The sequence below is a fragment of the Anaeromassilibacillus sp. An250 genome (assembly GCF_002159845.1).
Lineage (GTDB): Bacteria > Bacillota > Clostridia > Oscillospirales > Acutalibacteraceae > Anaeromassilibacillus > Anaeromassilibacillus stercoravium.
Window position 1 is genome coordinate 40,914 of the sequence record NZ_NFJK01000004.1, and the last position, 15,646, is coordinate 56,559.

Annotated in this window: 15 protein-coding genes; 5 read left to right on the top strand and 10 right to left on the bottom strand. The window is 57.6% G+C overall.

Annotated elements, in window-relative coordinates; all coding sequences use genetic code 11:
• Positions 1-14: 14 nt before the first annotated feature.
• The gene (locus B5F54_RS17535) at positions 15-296 is read right to left on the bottom strand and encodes a hypothetical protein (RefSeq protein WP_172749571.1); all 282 of its coding nucleotides are present in this window, start codon (positions 294-296) and stop codon (positions 15-17) included.
• Between B5F54_RS17535 and B5F54_RS04475 the strand changes: the two genes are divergently transcribed.
• The 3 genes from B5F54_RS04475 (at position 286) to B5F54_RS04485 (ending at position 4,762) form a co-directional block, all read left to right on the top strand.
• Complete coding sequence (locus tag B5F54_RS04475) at positions 286-1,647, top strand: sensor histidine kinase (RefSeq protein ID WP_172749572.1); 1,362 nt, start codon at positions 286-288, stop codon at positions 1,645-1,647. The genes B5F54_RS17535 and B5F54_RS04475 overlap by 11 nt on opposite strands.
• 21 nt (positions 1,648-1,668) lie before the next feature.
• Positions 1,669-2,256, top strand: coding sequence for a response regulator (locus B5F54_RS04480; RefSeq protein ID WP_087231104.1), 588 nt, complete (start codon positions 1,669-1,671; stop codon positions 2,254-2,256).
• A gap of 256 nt (positions 2,257-2,512) precedes the next feature.
• Positions 2,513-4,762: a vitamin B12-dependent ribonucleotide reductase gene (locus tag B5F54_RS04485; RefSeq protein ID WP_087231106.1), complete on the top strand. Its 2,250-nt coding sequence runs from the start codon at positions 2,513-2,515 to the stop codon at positions 4,760-4,762.
• Between the two features lie 182 nt (positions 4,763-4,944).
• Here the strand turns inward: B5F54_RS04485 and B5F54_RS04490 are convergent, their stop codons facing one another.
• The 7 genes from B5F54_RS04490 to B5F54_RS04520 all read right to left on the bottom strand — a co-directional run bounded on the left by B5F54_RS04490 (position 4,945) and on the right by B5F54_RS04520 (position 10,627).
• Positions 4,945-6,081, bottom strand: a complete 1,137-nt coding sequence (locus B5F54_RS04490) for a hypothetical protein (protein WP_087231109.1) — start codon at positions 6,079-6,081, stop codon at positions 4,945-4,947.
• Positions 6,074-6,604 carry an RNA polymerase sigma factor gene (locus B5F54_RS04495; RefSeq protein ID WP_087231112.1) on the bottom strand — a complete coding sequence of 177 codons (531 nt, stop codon included), beginning with the start codon at positions 6,602-6,604 and terminating at the stop codon, positions 6,074-6,076. The genes B5F54_RS04490 and B5F54_RS04495 overlap by 8 nt, the downstream gene beginning before the upstream one ends.
• A 234-nt stretch (positions 6,605-6,838) precedes the next feature.
• Positions 6,839-7,531: a peptidoglycan recognition protein family protein gene (locus tag B5F54_RS04500; RefSeq protein ID WP_087231115.1), complete on the bottom strand. Its 693-nt coding sequence runs from the start codon at positions 7,529-7,531 to the stop codon at positions 6,839-6,841.
• Between the two features lie 25 nt (positions 7,532-7,556).
• Positions 7,557-8,084, bottom strand: a complete 528-nt coding sequence (locus tag B5F54_RS04505) for a cob(I)yrinic acid a,c-diamide adenosyltransferase (protein WP_087231118.1) — start codon at positions 8,082-8,084, stop codon at positions 7,557-7,559.
• Positions 8,085-8,097: 13 nt separating this feature from the next.
• Complete coding sequence (locus B5F54_RS04510) at positions 8,098-9,702, bottom strand: DUF5050 domain-containing protein (protein ID WP_087231121.1); 1,605 nt, start codon at positions 9,700-9,702, stop codon at positions 8,098-8,100.
• The gene (locus B5F54_RS04515) at positions 9,699-10,178 is read right to left on the bottom strand and encodes an RNA polymerase sigma factor (RefSeq protein ID WP_242969631.1); all 480 of its coding nucleotides are present in this window, start codon (positions 10,176-10,178) and stop codon (positions 9,699-9,701) included. The genes B5F54_RS04510 and B5F54_RS04515 overlap by 4 nt, the downstream gene beginning before the upstream one ends.
• 155 nt (positions 10,179-10,333) lie before the next feature.
• Positions 10,334-10,627: a DUF6809 family protein gene (locus tag B5F54_RS04520; RefSeq protein ID WP_087231124.1), complete on the bottom strand. Its 294-nt coding sequence runs from the start codon at positions 10,625-10,627 to the stop codon at positions 10,334-10,336.
• 111 nt (positions 10,628-10,738) lie between these two features.
• On the opposite strand from B5F54_RS04520, the gene B5F54_RS04525 reads away from it, so the two are divergent.
• Both B5F54_RS04525 and B5F54_RS04530 read left to right on the top strand, forming a co-directional pair.
• Positions 10,739-10,927: a ribbon-helix-helix domain-containing protein gene (locus B5F54_RS04525; RefSeq protein ID WP_087231127.1), complete on the top strand. Its 189-nt coding sequence runs from the start codon at positions 10,739-10,741 to the stop codon at positions 10,925-10,927.
• Positions 10,928-11,362: 435 nt separating this feature from the next.
• A complete protein-coding gene (locus B5F54_RS04530) occupies positions 11,363-13,039 on the top strand; it encodes a S1C family serine protease (RefSeq protein WP_242969632.1) in 1,677 nt (558 codons plus the stop codon).
• 319 nt (positions 13,040-13,358) lie between these two features.
• On the opposite strand, the gene B5F54_RS04535 is transcribed toward B5F54_RS04530, so the two are convergent.
• Positions 13,359-13,703, bottom strand: coding sequence for a TIGR04076 family protein (locus B5F54_RS04535; protein ID WP_087231129.1), 345 nt, complete (start codon positions 13,701-13,703; stop codon positions 13,359-13,361).
• A gap of 26 nt (positions 13,704-13,729) precedes the next feature.
• A complete protein-coding gene (locus tag B5F54_RS04540) occupies positions 13,730-15,646 on the bottom strand; it encodes an NAD(+) synthase (protein ID WP_207651949.1) in 1,917 nt (638 codons plus the stop codon).

The following is a 15,646-nucleotide window of genomic DNA, read 5'->3' on the forward strand; positions in this document are numbered from 1 at the left end:
CAGTGGCCAAAATTTCAACCGAAAATATGTGAATAATTTTCCAACATTTGCAGAAAAAATGCCGTGGCTTTTCTCGAAATCAGGTGATCCCGATTGAAAATTGACGGTTTCATTATAGCATAGTTTGCTGTGACTGTCTTCCTAAAAACTTTGGGAATATCGGGCCCTTTTTTTTGGAAGCGCTTCCCCCAGCGCCCCAAAAAACGTGTATAATGAAAGAAAAGTGCTTGAGGGTGGAAGGCGATGTTGATTGGGACTTCAAAAGGGCTGCCGGGGGAATTTTTATTGTTGTTCACCCTCCTGATTTGGGTGCTGTTTTTCCTGGTCTATCTTGGGAACCGGCACAACCGGCTGAACCGTTGGTGCTTTATCAGCGGGATGTGCTTCAGCATGGGCGTATTCAAAGAGTACCTCTATTTTACGCTGTTCCCAGCGGTCATGCAGGCGTGGCCCGGATGGATGACCGAGGAGCTCTCCCTGGATATTTATTCTGTGCTCACGGCGGTGTTGTACTATTTCGCCATGCCCGCCGCCCTGGTGTTTGGCTTCTATTTCAGCCGTATGGATGAGCGCCGCCCAAAGCTTTTCCGTTGGGCGCGCATAGGGGTCTTTGTGCCGGCGCTGCTGTTTGGCGTCTTTTATCCCTATCTGGAAACCCGCTACTACCAGCTGTACGACCGGACGTACTATCTTTGTGCAGCCCTCTACAACTGGCTTTACGGGGTCCTGCTGACGGTTTTGCTGCTCGGAACGCTTTGGCGGGAGCGGCGGACAGCCGTATACCGGCAGAAAAAGATGGTGGCCATCCTGGTCTTGGTGCCGATCTGGTATCAATTAATCAGCGCATTCCTGATTCACCTGTTGGACCTGAAGGGCCTTTTTAAGGCGTGGCAGGGAAACTTGCCGATTATCCTGTTCCTGATTATCTTCTATTTATACAATGCCTTCAAAGGCGGATTTATGGGTGCGCGCTTCCAACATGAATCGTATGAATGGAATCAGGACGGCAAATTGGTGAACCAAAGCGCGCAGTTCTTACGGCATATGCTGAAGAATGAAGTGGTCAAAATCGAATGGTGCGCCCAAAATATCCAACAGTCCGCGCCGGAGGAAGCAGCGGATTATGCCGACATCATCCTGCGGTCGACCACGCGCTTGAAGGAGCTGTCCGGCAAAGCGCTCCACTATTCCAAAGACATCGTCCTGAACCGGCAGGTGCTGCAAATAGCCCCGCTTTTGGAGGCCTGTGCAGCGGATTACCGGAAGCTCTCTCCGGGGGTCCAGGTGGAGGTCCGCTGTGGGGAGGGGGACGAATTGTTCTGTGACCGGGCGCATCTGACGGAGGTGCTCAACAACCTGTTGAACAACGCTGGGGAGGCCATGCGCGGGCAAGGCAGCATCACCGTGGAGGGGAAGCCCACAGGCCGTGGGTATCAGATCTGCGTGTCCGATACCGGGGACGGCATCGCAAAGGAACATTTGGGGCAGCTGTTTAGCCCGTATTACACGACCAAAACCAACGGCCATCACATCGGGCTGGGGCTCTATTACTGCCGGAATGTGATGCGCAAGCACGGGGGCAGCATCCAAGCCCGGCAGAACGAAACGCGCGGGACAACGTTTGTACTGCGTTTCCCAGGGGAATAAAGGTTGAGAAGGAGGATTGGGGTGAAGGACGGAACAATCGGCGTCCTGGTGGTTGAGGACGACGACGATTTTTGCTTTTTGATCGGCGACACATTGGGCCGGGAACCCGACATGCGGATCTTGGGGAGTACGGCCAGCGGCGAGGAGGCGGTGTATCTGGCCCAAAGGCTCGACCCAGACATTGTGTTGATGGATTTGAACCTCTCCTTAGAGGAATTGGACGGCATCGAGGCGGCGCGCAAAATCCGCCTGTATACGCGCGCGAAGGTGATCCTTGTGACTGCCTTTGAAGCGCAGTCCATTGTGATCGACGCCTGTAAGCGTTCGTTTGCGTCGTCCTATGTGTTTAAAAGCCAGTTTAGTATCCTGACAGAGACTGTGCGGCAGACGGCGGAGGGCCCGACGCCGCAGGAGTATCTGATTGCTTCCCTGATTTTGGCCGACCTTTCGCCAGCGGAGCAATCGGTCTGCCTGATGATGCTGGGGAGGGACGTCCACTTGCAGTCCTCCCAAAAGACCATTGCGAACCAGAAGACCGCACTTCTCAAAAAGCTGGGATTAAAAAGCCAAAAAGAGTTGGAGCACCTTTTTCACGGGATGCAGGTATAGAATGATAAAACGTCCGCGGCCCATTTACGGCGCACGGACGTTTTTGCGCCTTATGGGGCGCAAGGCGCGCCGGGCAGAGGGAGAAAAAACAAGTTTGGAATGCAAAGCAAATGATGCCCCCACCGATTGACAACGGTCGATCCTGTGGTACAATATATGGTATGCGGCATGGGAGATGCCTGGAATGGATGGAAGACGCGGGCGCCAAAAAGGGGACGGGCCCGCAGCCATAGAAATCAATATAGGAGGAACGTTCATGGGAGTTTCGGAAAATGCGCGGCTGGTGTTGGAGAAGCGCTATTTAATCAAGGATGCGGACGGGAAGGCGATTGAGAGTGTGGACGGCATGTTCCAGCGCGTGGCGGGGGCGATTGCGGCCTCCGACCTGCTGCACGACAAAAACGCCGACGTGGAGCGGACCAAGAAGACCTTTTACGATATGATGACTAACCTGGAATTCCTGCCGAATTCCCCGACGCTGATGAACGCGGGCAGGCCGCTCGGCCAGCTCTCCGCGTGCTTTGTGCTGCCGGTGGAGGACAGCATGGACGAGATCTTCGAAGCGATCAAGCAGGCGGCCCTGATCCACAAGAGCGGCGGCGGGACGGGCTTTTCGTTTTCCCGCCTGCGCCAGAAGGGGAGCACGGTCAACTCCACGGGCGGCGTGGCCTCCGGCCCGATCAGCTTTATGAAGGTGTTCAACATGGCGACAGAGGCGGTCAAGCAGGGCGGGACGCGCCGCGGCGCCAATATGGGCATTTTGCGCGTGGATCATCCGGATATTTTGGAGTTCATCGACTGCAAGAGCAACAATTCCGAGATCAACAACTTCAATATTTCCGTAGGCCTCACAGAGAAATTTATGAATGCGGTGGAGTCCGGCGGGGATTATGAGCTGGTTGACCCGCACACCCGGAAAGTGGTGCAGAAGCTGCGCGCGCGGGATGTGTTTGAGCGCATCGTGGACGCGGCGTGGCGCAACGGCGAACCGGGGATCATCTTCCTGGACCGCCTGAACCGCGACAACATCGTCCCATCCCAGGGGGAGATCGAATCCACAAACCCGTGCGGGGAGCAGCCGCTGCTGCCGTATGAATCGTGCAACCTGGGGTCGATCAACCTGACAAAGATGCTCAAGGAAGAGGACGGCGTCTATTCCTTTGACTGGAAGAAACTGGAGCGCACCGCGAAGGACGCGGTCCATTTCCTGGACAATGTGATCGACGCGAACAAGTACCCGCTCGAGAACATCGACCGCGTGACCAAGCAGACCCGGAAGATCGGCTTGGGCGTGATGGGCTGGGCGGACAGCCTGCTCCGGATGGGCATCCCGTACAACTCCCAGGAGGCGGTGGCGCTCGGGGAAAAGGTGATGAAATTCATCACCGCCTGTGGCCGCGAAGAGAGCGCGGCCCTCGCGGTACAGCGCGGCGCGTTCCCGCTGTTTGAAGAGAGCATTTTGCCGCAGGATACGCCGCAGCGCAACGGGACGATCAGCACGATTGCGCCCACCGGCACCCTCTCGATCATCGCGGGGTGCTCTTCCGGCGTGGAGCCGGTGTTCGGCTATGTGTTTATCCGCAACATCATGGACGGGACCGAGATGGTCGAGGTCAACCCCATCCTCCGGGAGGAATTGGAAAAGCGCGGCCTGTACTCCGAAGGGCTGATGCGGCGGATCGCCAAGGAGGGCACCATCGCCCACATCGAGGAGCTTCCGGAGGACCTGCGCCGGGTATTTGTCTCGGCGCACGACATCAGCCCGGAGGATCACATCCGGATGCAGGCGGCCTTCCAGCGCGGCACGGACAATGCGGTTTCCAAGACGGTCAATTTCCGCCACGATGCAACGCGGGAAGAGGTCGCGGAGGTGTACAGCCTAGCGTTCCATCTGGGCTGCAAGGGCGTGACGATCTACCGCGACGGCAGCCGCAGCGAGCAGGTGCTCAACATCGGCAAGGTCAACAAGGAGGGCGAGGGGAAGGAGCCGCAGGACGGCGCAGCTGCGCCCATTGTCCCGCGTCTCCGCCCGGACCTGGTGCAGGGCGTGACCGAGCGCATGCAGATCGGCTGCGGGAACCTCTATGTCACGGTCAACTACGACGACAAGGGCATCTGCGAGGTCTTCACGAACACCGGCAAGGCGGGCGGATGCCCGTCCCAGAGCGAAGCGACCGCGCGACTGGTTTCGATCTCCCTGCGCAGCGGCATCGACGTCAAGACGATCGTCAACCAGCTGCGCGGCATCCGCTGCCCGTCCACCATCCGGCAGCCGGGGCTCAAGTGCACGTCCTGCCCGGACGCAATTGCGCGCGTGATCGAAAAAGTCTGGAACCAGCAGGTGGAGCAGGGGCACTGGAAGGAATTTGCGCCTCCGGCCCCGAAGCCGCGCGGCACGGTGGACATCGCCGGCCGGATGCACTTCTGTCCGGAGTGCGGCGCAAAGCTGGAGCACGAGGGCGGCTGCGTCACCTGCCGCCAGTGCGGGTATTCCCATTGCTCCTGACCAGGGATTTGATCGACAAACATTCTATAAAGATAGAAAAACAGGCCCGTTCCGGAAACAAACGCCGGAACGGGCCTGCTGTGCTATTTGGGATTGGTATGAAAAAGAGTTCCGAAGGGCGGGGGCTATTTTCAGGCGGATGGAACCCGTTTCGGAATGTCATTCGCCGGAAGAAAGGGCCGCTATTCTTCCGCTTGGGCTTCCTTTAACAGCGAGGGGAATTCCTGCAAACGGACGGCCTTTCCCATGACAACGCCCTGTTCATTGCGGTAATAACAGATGGCCAAGGGGTTCCCATCGGCATCCTCGGTCAAGGAGGCGCAGCTGGAGGGGCCGAGCGAACCGTCCCCCAGCAAGAGCTCCGGGTCAAAGGTCTCACTGTAGCCGCCGAAGGAATAGTGGGCCATCCCGTCCTCGTCGTAGGTGACCGCCTGTTCTGAGCCCGGTACGACCGTCCCGTTGGCGATTGCATCCGCCCAATCGCCCGTGCCGGTTGCCCCGCTGGATTCCTGGGAATCGTCCTCCCACGGTTCCAGAAGGGTTTCCAGGTAGGCGTCCGCCTTGGCGCGGTCCGCCTTCGCTGGGTCGAGCGGCAGGTCGAACAGGGCGCAAGCGCCGCTGTAATCCGGGTTGGTCGTGATCTCCCCGGTTTCCTCGTCGTAGGTAAAGGCGTTTTTGTCGTAAAAATCGCTGGTGCTCACGCAGAGGTATAGCCCGCGGTCCGCGAACATCTCGATGTCGTCGCATTCGATCAGGCGGTAAAGGACGCCGCCTTCGGCAAATTCCGTGTAACCGCCGTTCATGGTGGTGATGTTCACCTGCCAGGGCTTTTGCCCCTTGATTAAGGGCGAAACAAAGAACGACTCTGAGCCGTCCGCTGCCATGGCTGTCCCGTCCGTTTTGGCGATGGCGAGGACCGCATAGGTGCGCTTGGGGTTCACTTGGGAATCCGATTGGAAGCCGCTCAGGTTTTCTCCCGAGGCGATGCCCAAGAACGAAAAGGTATAGCCGCCGGAGGCGACGGTTTGATTCACGGAGACCGCATCCCCGCTTTCAAAGGCACGGGCGAGGTTGGACATGCCGGAGTGTTCGGCGGCCTCCCCAGCGGATAGGAACCGCCAGGATGCAAAGCCGGTGATGGACAGGGCGAGGACCAACGCCGCAACAAGCGCGGCCGCCAGCGGCCGCTTTTTGGAAAACCGTTTCATAGTCTGTTCCTCCTGTACACGGTTTCGGATGGTTTGATTCAATTGGTCAGAAGGGAACTCTTTTGGCGCGAGCGCCTGCTGCAGCAGGCGGTTCAGATCGGATTCATTCATGATCGGCAGCCTCCAAACGTTTCAGGATTGCTTTGCGTGCATGGTATAACCGGCTTTTGACCGTCCCCTTGGGAAGCTTCAGCAACGAGGCGATCTCCTCGATGGGCAGCTCCGCCGTATAGTAGAGATACAGCGGGACCCGGTGCGCGTCGTCCAACGCTTCTACGGCCCGCCGGACCATTTCCGCTTGTTCGCGGGCGATGGCGATCTCTTCCGGCTGGTCCTCTTTGGCCCCGGTGAAACGCCCTTGCGGGCCGTCCTCCGGCAGGGATTCCATGGGGGCGATGCGCTGCCGCCGGGCAAATTTTCGGCGCTTGTCCCTCCACAGGCGGAGGGCGATCGCGAGCAAAAAGGCCTTTGGATTGTCGTACCGGTCAATTTTGCGGCACAGTTCAGTGGCCTTCAGAAAGGTCTCCTGGTAGAGATCTTCCGCGTCGGGCCGGTTGGCGGCCAACCGGCAGCAAAAGCTGTAGACGGCTGCGCCATGCAGGCGAATGAGTTCGTTCAATTCCTGTATATTCAATGTTGCTTCATCCTTTGTTCGAACGAGAGGATTTTCAGGGGAGAGTCCCTTCACTCCCTATATGGTCGCGGGAAAGGGGGCGGTTCAAATTTTGCAAAAATTTTGCGGATCCCGCAGCGGGCCTGGCGTTTGTAGGAAAGCGCCCCATGGGAATGGCAGCGGCCACCTAGGACGGGCTGCAAATATACAAAAATCCCGCGGATACGGCTATTGAAGGCCGTGCCCGCGGGAAATTTATTCCTCAGAGGGAATGAGGTTTTTGTATTCGTGGACCTTTTCAAGAAATTCCGGCCACCGGTTGTTGTCCCGGATGGTCTGGGGGCAATTTTTGTCCATAAAGTCCGCGTGCTGTTTGACGTCGCCGAGCTGGAGGCCGTATGTATCGAGCAGGTAGGCGGTCAGCCGGGCCGCGTTGTCAAAGGTTTTTTCGAAGTCGCCGTCCTCGTTGACGCAGAGCTCCACGCCGATGCCGCAGAGGTTTCCGCCGTCGCGTGTGCGCCGGTCGCCCGCATGCCAGGCGATTTCATCGTCCGGGATGTGGTGATAAATCTGGTGGTCGTCCACGGTATAATGCCAGGAGGTGTCGCCGCTCTTCCCGCTCAACAGATAGGCGCTGTGGCCCGCGGCGTCGGAACCTTCGGCGGTGTTGCCCGTCTCATGGATTACCACATATTTGATGGTGCGCCGTTCCCCGGGGCGGGCGGGCAAGGTCTCCGGGAGCAGCTCCGTGTGGACGGGGATGCCAAAGATCTCCTCCGGGTAGACGCTCTCCTGCGGCTCCGGCTGGTGGCTGTTCACAACCGTCACCACCAGGAAGGCCGCCACGACCACAACAAAAACAAGGATGGGTACTGCGATGGCCCATCTGCGCCATGCAGCACCCCGTAGATCGGTTTGCATACTGTATTCGCTCTCCCAATAGCCCATAAAAGGGCTTCCCTTATTTTGTAAATTAATACTCAATCCCCCGCCGCGCGGCAACTCCAACGTCGTAGGGATGCTTTACCTTGCGGATCTCCGAAACGTAATCCGCGAGGGCCAGGAATTCCTCCGGCGGGTTGCGGCCGGTCAGGACCAATTCCAGATGGGGCGGTTTGTGCTCCACGAAGTCGAGCAGCGCCTCCGTATCCAGCATGCCTGTGGAGAGCGCCCCAAAGCACTCGTCCAGCACCAGAAGGTCGCATTCCCCGGCCTCGGCCGCCCGGCGCGCCTGCGCCAGCATCTGCGCGCTTCGCTGCGCGGCCTCCTGCCGCTCCGCTTCGTTCATCTGAAACGTAAATTTGACCACCTTCGGGGCTGGGATCAACGAAAACCCGGGGAGCAGGCGAAGGGAAGAGAGCTCGCCGGAGGAATCGTCCTTTAAGAACTGGGCGAGGAGCACTCTTTGGCCGCAGCCACAGGCCCGTGCACATAGGCCGACTGCGGCGGTGGTTTTCCCCTTCCCATCGCCGCAGTAAATGTGAATCAACCCTTTTTCCATACAGACCTCCCGCTTAGGAAATTTTTGTAAGAGCCCCCGTCTCGGACTGGAAATGAAAGATTTCCCCGGATGCTTTGGCCAGGAACAGGCCGTCCGGCGCGGGCAAAAGCTGGCAGAAATCGTCCGCCCCGCCAGCGGTATTGGTCAGGACAAGCCGGTTGTCCCCGGTGGACAGGTCAAACGCATAGATCGCGTTTGACGCGGAAGCGTCGGAGGCCGCCAATGTGTAGTAGACGATCCCGCCGGACACAGCCGGTTGGTAGAGGACGCGGCCGTCCACCAGCTTCCTGGCGCCGCCCCCGTTTGTCTGCACAGCACAGAGATTCGATTGGGCGTCTATGAAGAACAGCTCGCCCTCCCAGAGATAAAACGGGACGGATGTGTAGTTGGCGGTGAGGCGGCGCGGCTGGCCGCCGGACGCGGGCAGCGCATAGAAGCCGTCTTCCGTGGAGAAGTAGATGACCCCGTTCTCCGCGAGAAGGGCCTGGGTAATCTTGCCGCCGGTAGAACCTCCGGTGGCGGTAAACAAAATCTGCTCGGTTGTTCCATCCGGCGTGACGCGCAGGATGGCATAGGGGGCATCGCTGCCGGAGGACGGGTTGCTGTTGTTGGCGAACAGATAGAGATACCCGCTGTCTGCGCCGAACACGCGCAGCGTAAAGGAGGATGTGCCGAGAAGCGCCTCCCCGGAGAAATCGCGCACCAGGGAGGTTCCATGATACAGTTTATTCTCCGATGTGTAAGAATATCCGCCGTTGGCAGCAAGCAGGCTGTCGGCGTTTGAAACCCCTGTGTCGGACAGGGTGGTTCCGTCCCAGACCATCAGTTTCCCGCCGTTTTCGCTGGAGGGATCCGGCTGAAAGTACAGCGTCCCGCCGTCCGCAGAGAACAGCGCCTGCCCGGCATCCTCCGGGGTGGAGCGGAGCATCACGCCGGGGGTTGGCGATTGATCCATGGCCTCGCTGCCGCCGGCCCCTTCCTGTACCGGCATGGGGTTCTCCTCCTGGAAAACCTGCGGGGCGCAGGAGGAATTCGCTGTGGGGGTGCCGGTGTCCGGCGGCACGGCCCCGCTTGAGGCGGTGTCCTGGACTTGCTTTTCTACGGCAGCGTCCTGGCTGGAAATGGACGCCTGCTCTTCCACTTCGCCATCCGCCGCCCCTCCTAAGAAGGCAGCCTCCGGGATACAGCCTTCATCCATACGGTCCTCTGCGGGGTTCCCAGCGGTAAGGGCTGCTTCCGGTTCCCCCGCCTCGGGTTCTGCTTCGCCGGCTTCTGCCCCACCGTCCAGACCGCCGTTCCCGCCTGCCGCATCATATTGCATGACAGCGGCATCCGTGGCCTGTGTGGATAAGGAGGGCTGTGTCAAATACAAAACAGGGAATACGCCGACCACCAGCAGGAGCAGCAGGGCAAAACAAACCTGCGCCGCCGGACGGCGGTGAAAGGGCTTTGCGCGCCAGACGTCTTTTGCAGCTTGCTTTTCTTGCTCCTGTTCCATGCGTTTCTTCGCCAGCTCCAGCGTGCGCTGCTCGAAGTCCTCCGGAAGCCGGAGGTGGTCCATGGCGGCGCGATAGAGTTCGGTGTTTTCCTGCGGCCCACGGCCTTCGTCCTGTTTCATTCGTCAAACCCTCCTTTCAAACTCTTTTTCAAGGCGGCGCGCCCGCGCGCCAGCCAGGTGCCCACCGTGGCGGGCTTTTTATGTAGAAGTTCTGCGATTTCATTGATGCTGTAACCCTCGTAATAGTGAAGATGAATCACGTTGCGATAATTTTGCGGCAAAGCCAGGACCGCCTGCATAACGCCGGTTTCCTCCTTGGGCAGATAGCTGAGGTCCTCCGAGAGCCCTTCGGTGTGGCGGTTCCAAAAGCTTTTGACATGGTTCTTGCAGCGGTTGATGGTGACACGGATCAACCACGCTTTTTCGTGCTCTTCGCTGTCAAACTGCGGACGCTTTGTAAGCACGCTGATAAAAACCTCCTGCGCAATGTCCTGGGCGTCCTGTAGGTTTTTTACATTGGAGAAAGCGATGCGCAGGACCATAGAAGAATATTTTTGCAGCAGTTCGGTGAATTCCGCCTGCTCCTTCTGTTCCACCTCGCGTCCTCCTCTCCTCTAGTAATAATACAAACTACACGGCCGAAACTTTTCAAGGGTTGACAAATTCCGCCGGTAGCTGAAATTCTTCCCAAAGGGCGGTAGGCCCCAGGGAAGTCCATGCAATTGTCTCTATTATAAAAGAAAGAGGCGGTTTATACAAGGGCACGCAGGCAACCGTCCGCCTCTGAAAAAATTTCCAGGATCAAGCGCGCCCCCAGGCGGACTCCGTCGATGAAGGATTCCTCGCAGGAGAGGGACTGGATATCCAGGTTGTGCTGGACCAGGGCGGCATAGAGCTGCTTTTCCGCGCTGGTGAGCAGGGGCAGAAGTTTTTCCTCCGTCTCGGTGAGATCGTTGACCAGACGGCCATAGGGCGAGTCCGGGAGGAACGCCTTTCCGCTGGGATTGAGATTCCCATAATAGAGGTCTTGCAGGATGGTTTTCATGGTGGATGCTCCTTTCTAGCTTATTAAGCTTAATAATATTATAAAGCTTATGTGAGTTGTATGCAAGTCCATCAGGCAATATAATAAAGAAAGAGAGAAAGGAGCGGTGAGATGGGTGATTTAAAATATCGGGAACGCCTATCCTCTTCGGTGGATAAGGGGCTATATAGAGCGATCCGCAAGTATTCCATTGAGACACGGATTCCCCTTTCAAAATTACTGGATGAAGCGATCGAAGATTTTTTGAAGAAGAACGGCGTTTCCTATGAGATAGAAGACAATCTGAGAAGAAACCTGTAACATAAGTGAAAGCAAGATCCTTTTCAGAAAAGGAATGCAGGGAAATTGCCGAAGCACTTGGCTGCGAATACGAAGGATTTTTCTTTTTGGAAAACGGCAATCGCATATAGCGCGTTCCTGAAAAGGGGCGGCAGAAGAACCAGCCGGGCACGGATTCGTGCCCGGCTGTCTCGCGTTCCTTGTGGATTTCCGATTTCAAAAGTTGGCCCTGAAAGGGGCGAATACGTTTGGCAAAACCAGAAAAGGATATTCGCGTATGGAATACAGGGATTCTTCTGCAAGTTATCAGGAAAACATAAAATAGTCTTCACACAGCGGTCACATTGCACTGGCATAATAAAATCACACCGAGGGGGACGGAAGGAACCCAAGGGATGACCAAGAATATAAACCATTTGAATAAATATGAAGATTTCTGGGAAAGGAAATGAGCTTATGTATAATCCGAACGAAATGGACAATACTTTGAACGAAGGATTGAACAATCCCGAAAATAGAAATCAGGAGGCGGACGCCGCTTCTACGGAGCAGGCCCAATTTGAAAACGCATCGGAAGAGCCCACCAGCGAAGCGGTGCAGGATGCTTCTGAAAGCGCCCAAGAGGCGGACCATTACGAAAGCCAAGCTTCCAATGAAGCCCATACCGAACAAACACAGGCGCCGTCTTATACGTCCGCTTACACCAATCCGTCCAACGGCTATTCCAATTATCAAGCCAATTACAGCCAGCAGCCGTACAACGCATACCACCAATCGCAGGGGAATCCATCCTATTCTCCTTACGGTGGATATTCCGGCAGCGCCAATGGACAAAGCGATTACAGCGACCGTCAAAGCCAGGTGATGTGGCAGGGCGACTATTACCACAGCTATCAGAACCCATATACACAGGCAGCCCAGAAGCCGCAGAAGCCGAAAAAAGAAAAGAAGCCGATGTCCAAAGGCAAAAAGATAGCCCTGAAGGTTGTAGCCGGTGTGATGGCGTGCTTGATGGTTTCCGTTGGCTCCATCGGCGGGTTTGTCGCCCTGATTAACAACGGCTATATCTCCGTCAATAATTCCGGTAGTACCACAGAACCGGCGTTTACCATCAACAAACTGGTGGACAACAATCAGCCGGCCAGCACGGTATCCGGTGAACTGACTCCCCAAGAGGTGGCAAAGAAGGTCATCCCGTCTGTGGTATGCATCCAGAATTATCAGAGAAGCAACAATAATTCGATGTTCTTCTTCGGTGGAGGGGCGCAGAGCGGTGACGCGGGCGATGAAGTCTCTCCGGCAAGCGAGGGTTCCGGAATCATTGCGACGAGCGATGGCTATATCATCACCAACGCCCACGTGGTGGAGGGTGCCTCTTCCCTGAAAGTGATTTTGTCGGACGGCACAAGCTATGAAGCGCAGCTGGTTGGCAGCGACAGCATCACGGATTTGGCCGTCATTAAGATCGATGCAACCGGCCTGCAAGCCGCAGAATTTGGTTCCTCCGGCGATTTGGAGGTTGGCGACAGCGTCATGGCAATCGGCAACCCGGGCGGCTTGGAACTGAGTTCCAGCGTGACGCAGGGCATCGTTTCCGCCCTGAACCGCCAGATTACCAACAGTGAAACCGGCTACACGATGGATTGCATCCAGACCGATACCGCCATTAACCCCGGCAACTCCGGCGGCGCACTGGTCAACATGTATGGCCAGGTGGTTGGTATCAACTCCAGCAAAATCGTGGCGGAAGGCTACGAAGGGTTGGGCTTTGCAATCCCGATTGACGATGCACAGTCCGTTATCAGCAATTTGAAGGAATACGGCTATGTGAAAGACAGAGCGGTGCTTGGCATTACCGGCCAGTATTTGGACAGCATGTCCGCCCGTTTTTATGGCCTGACCTCCGGCATGTATGTAGCGTCCATCAGCAATGAATCCGTTTCGAACGCGGGCATTACCCAGGGATGCATCATCACAAAGATCGATGATACGAACATCACAAGCAGCAGTACCATCACTTCTTATGTGAGCAAGCTGAAGCCGGGCGACAAAGTGACGCTGACGGTAGTAAACGATCTGACAGGACGCACATTCACTGCGGATGTAACGCTGGTACAGGCCAGCGGCCAATAATCGATTACAAGACTCTTTTTCATAAATTCTTCCTTATCCAAACCGGGAGGGGCGGGGCCGAAAGGCTCCGCCCCTTTCGGTTTGGCGCATTTTGCGCGTTGTGGCGTTGGCAAGGGATGGGAGACACACCAGTTGGTTTTTCCACATCGCGCAATTTGGCAATAGAAGCCAAAAAACGGCGCCCCTTGCCATCGAATAGGCAGAGAAGGGCACCGTTTTTCAAAATTTTCACACAACTCTGGGAGGATGGGGATCAACTAATTGGCATCCCGGCAAAATCGGAATCCGGCCCAGAGAAATCCAGGAGGGTGCTTTCCCGTTACCGCACCGGCGTATAGTTGATGACGGCTTCCTCGTCGGTCGCTTCCAGCTTGAAGATGACCGGACGCAGGCCATCGTTGCAGCTGCAAATCGCCACGCCCGGCTTGCGGATCCAATCTCCGTAGTAGAAGAGCCCGTTTTCTGCGCCGTGGGCCAGGGCGAACACATACTGATAGATCGCTTTCCAAGCCTCGTCGCAGAACCCTTCCGGCTTTGCGTGGTCCGCATAGAACACCTGCCCGGCCTTCATCATGGGGCATGCGGTCAGCCCCTCGACGCCATACTCCTTGGCGAGTTCTTCATCCAGCGTGGTCTTTAAGATGGTGATACGAACTTTTTTCATACAAGATACCCCCTACAAATATTCTTCTATTCGATGGAAAGCGCTTCCAGCTCTTCCAGCCACAGGCGTGCGCTGGCGTCGCTGGGCATCCGCCAGTCGCCGCGCGGAGAGAGCGCGACCGTGCCGACCTTGGGGCCGTCCGGCAAACAGGACCGCTTAAACTGCTGCGCGAAGAAGCGCCGGTAGAAAGTGTATAGCCATTTATAGATGGTGGCTGCGTCGTAACTCCCGGCAAAGGTGCGCAGCGCCATCCGGTAAATCTTTGACGGCGGGAAACCAAAGCGAAGCATATGATAGAGGAAGAAGTCGTGCAGCTCGTACGGGCCGACCAGGCTTTCCGTCTTCTGCGAGATCACGCCGTCCACGGGCGGCAAAAGCTCGGGGCTGACCGGGGTGTCCAGGATGTCTTCCAGCACTTCGCAGAGCGCGCCGCCGGACTGCTGGGCGGCATAGTGGACCAGGTGGCGCACCAGGGTTTTGGGCACGGAGGCGTTGACCGCATACATGGACATGTGATCGCCGTTGTAGGTCGCCCAGCCGAGCGCCAGCTCGGAGAGGTCCCCGGTCCCGATGACCAAGCCGCCGTTCTGATTGGCCAGGTCCATCAAGATTTGGGTGCGCTCGCGCGCCTGGGCGTTTTCATACGTCACGTCGTGTACCGTGGGATCGTGGCCAATGTCCTGGAAATGGCCGCTCACCGCGTCGCCGATCGGCACGGTGCAAAAATCGACCCCCAGAAGCTCGGCCAGCTTTTCCGCGTTGCCCTTGGTGCGGCCGGTGGTGCCGAATCCGGGCATGGTCACAGCCAAAATGCCCTTGCGGGGCAGGGAAAGCGCGTCGAATGCGCGCACGGTCACCAGCAGCGCCAGGGTGGAATCCAACCCCCCGGAGAGCCCCACCACGGCATGTTGGACGCCGGTGTGGGCTAAGCGGGTTTTCAATCCGGATGCCTGAAGATGCAGGATCATCTCGCAGCGGCCGGAAAGGTCCTGCGCATCCTGGGGCACAAAGGGGAGGCGCGCAAACGGGCGCGTCAGGGTCAGCTCCGGAAGGGATAGGGAGAAGGGGATGGGCGCCGGGCCGCCGAAGCGGTCCGCCCAGGTGTTTGCGCGGCGGCGCTCCTGCACCAGGCGCTGCAAATCGACCTCTGCGGTGACCAGCCCGGTGGTAAAGGGCTGGCTTTCCGCCAGGATCGCGCCGTTCTCTGCGAGCAAATCGTGCCCGGCAAAGACCAGGTCGGTGGAGGATTCTCCCTCCCCGGCATCCGCATAGGCATAGGCGCAGAAGAGCCGCGCCGATTGGTCGCGGACCAGGCTGCGGCGGTAATTCGCCTTGCCGATTACTTCGTCGCTGGCGGAGGGGTTCAGGAGCACCGTCGCCCCACATTGGGCCATGCGGCTGGAGGGCGGCTCCGGGACCCAGAGGTCCTCGCAGATCTCCACGCCCACGGTGAACTCCGGCGCATCCGCGCAAGAATAAATCCGTTCACGCCCGAGCAAGGTCTCCTGCCCACAGAATGTGACCGGGATAGGCGTGTCCGGTGCGGGCGAAAAATGGCGCGCCTCATAGAATTCGCTGTAGTTTGGAATATGGCTTTTGGCCGTGAGGCCCAACAGCTTTCCCCGGCAGAATACGGCGGCCACATTGTAAAGCGACGCGCCAAACGCGGCGGGAAGGCCCACAACGGCCAGAAGATGGTACGAAGCGCTTTCCTCTATGAGTTCCTGAAGCGCGCGTTCCGCCGCTTGCAACAGCGTCGTATCGTGGAAGAGATCGCCGCAGGTATAGCCTGTCAAGCAGAGCTCCGGGAACACAATGGCGCTGACGCCCTGCTCGTTGGCAGCGCGCAGCAATGCGGAGATGGCCGCTTTGTTGGAGACGCAATCTGCCACGCGAATGTGCGGGGTGGCGGCGGCGATCCGAAGAAACCCGTCATTTTTCAT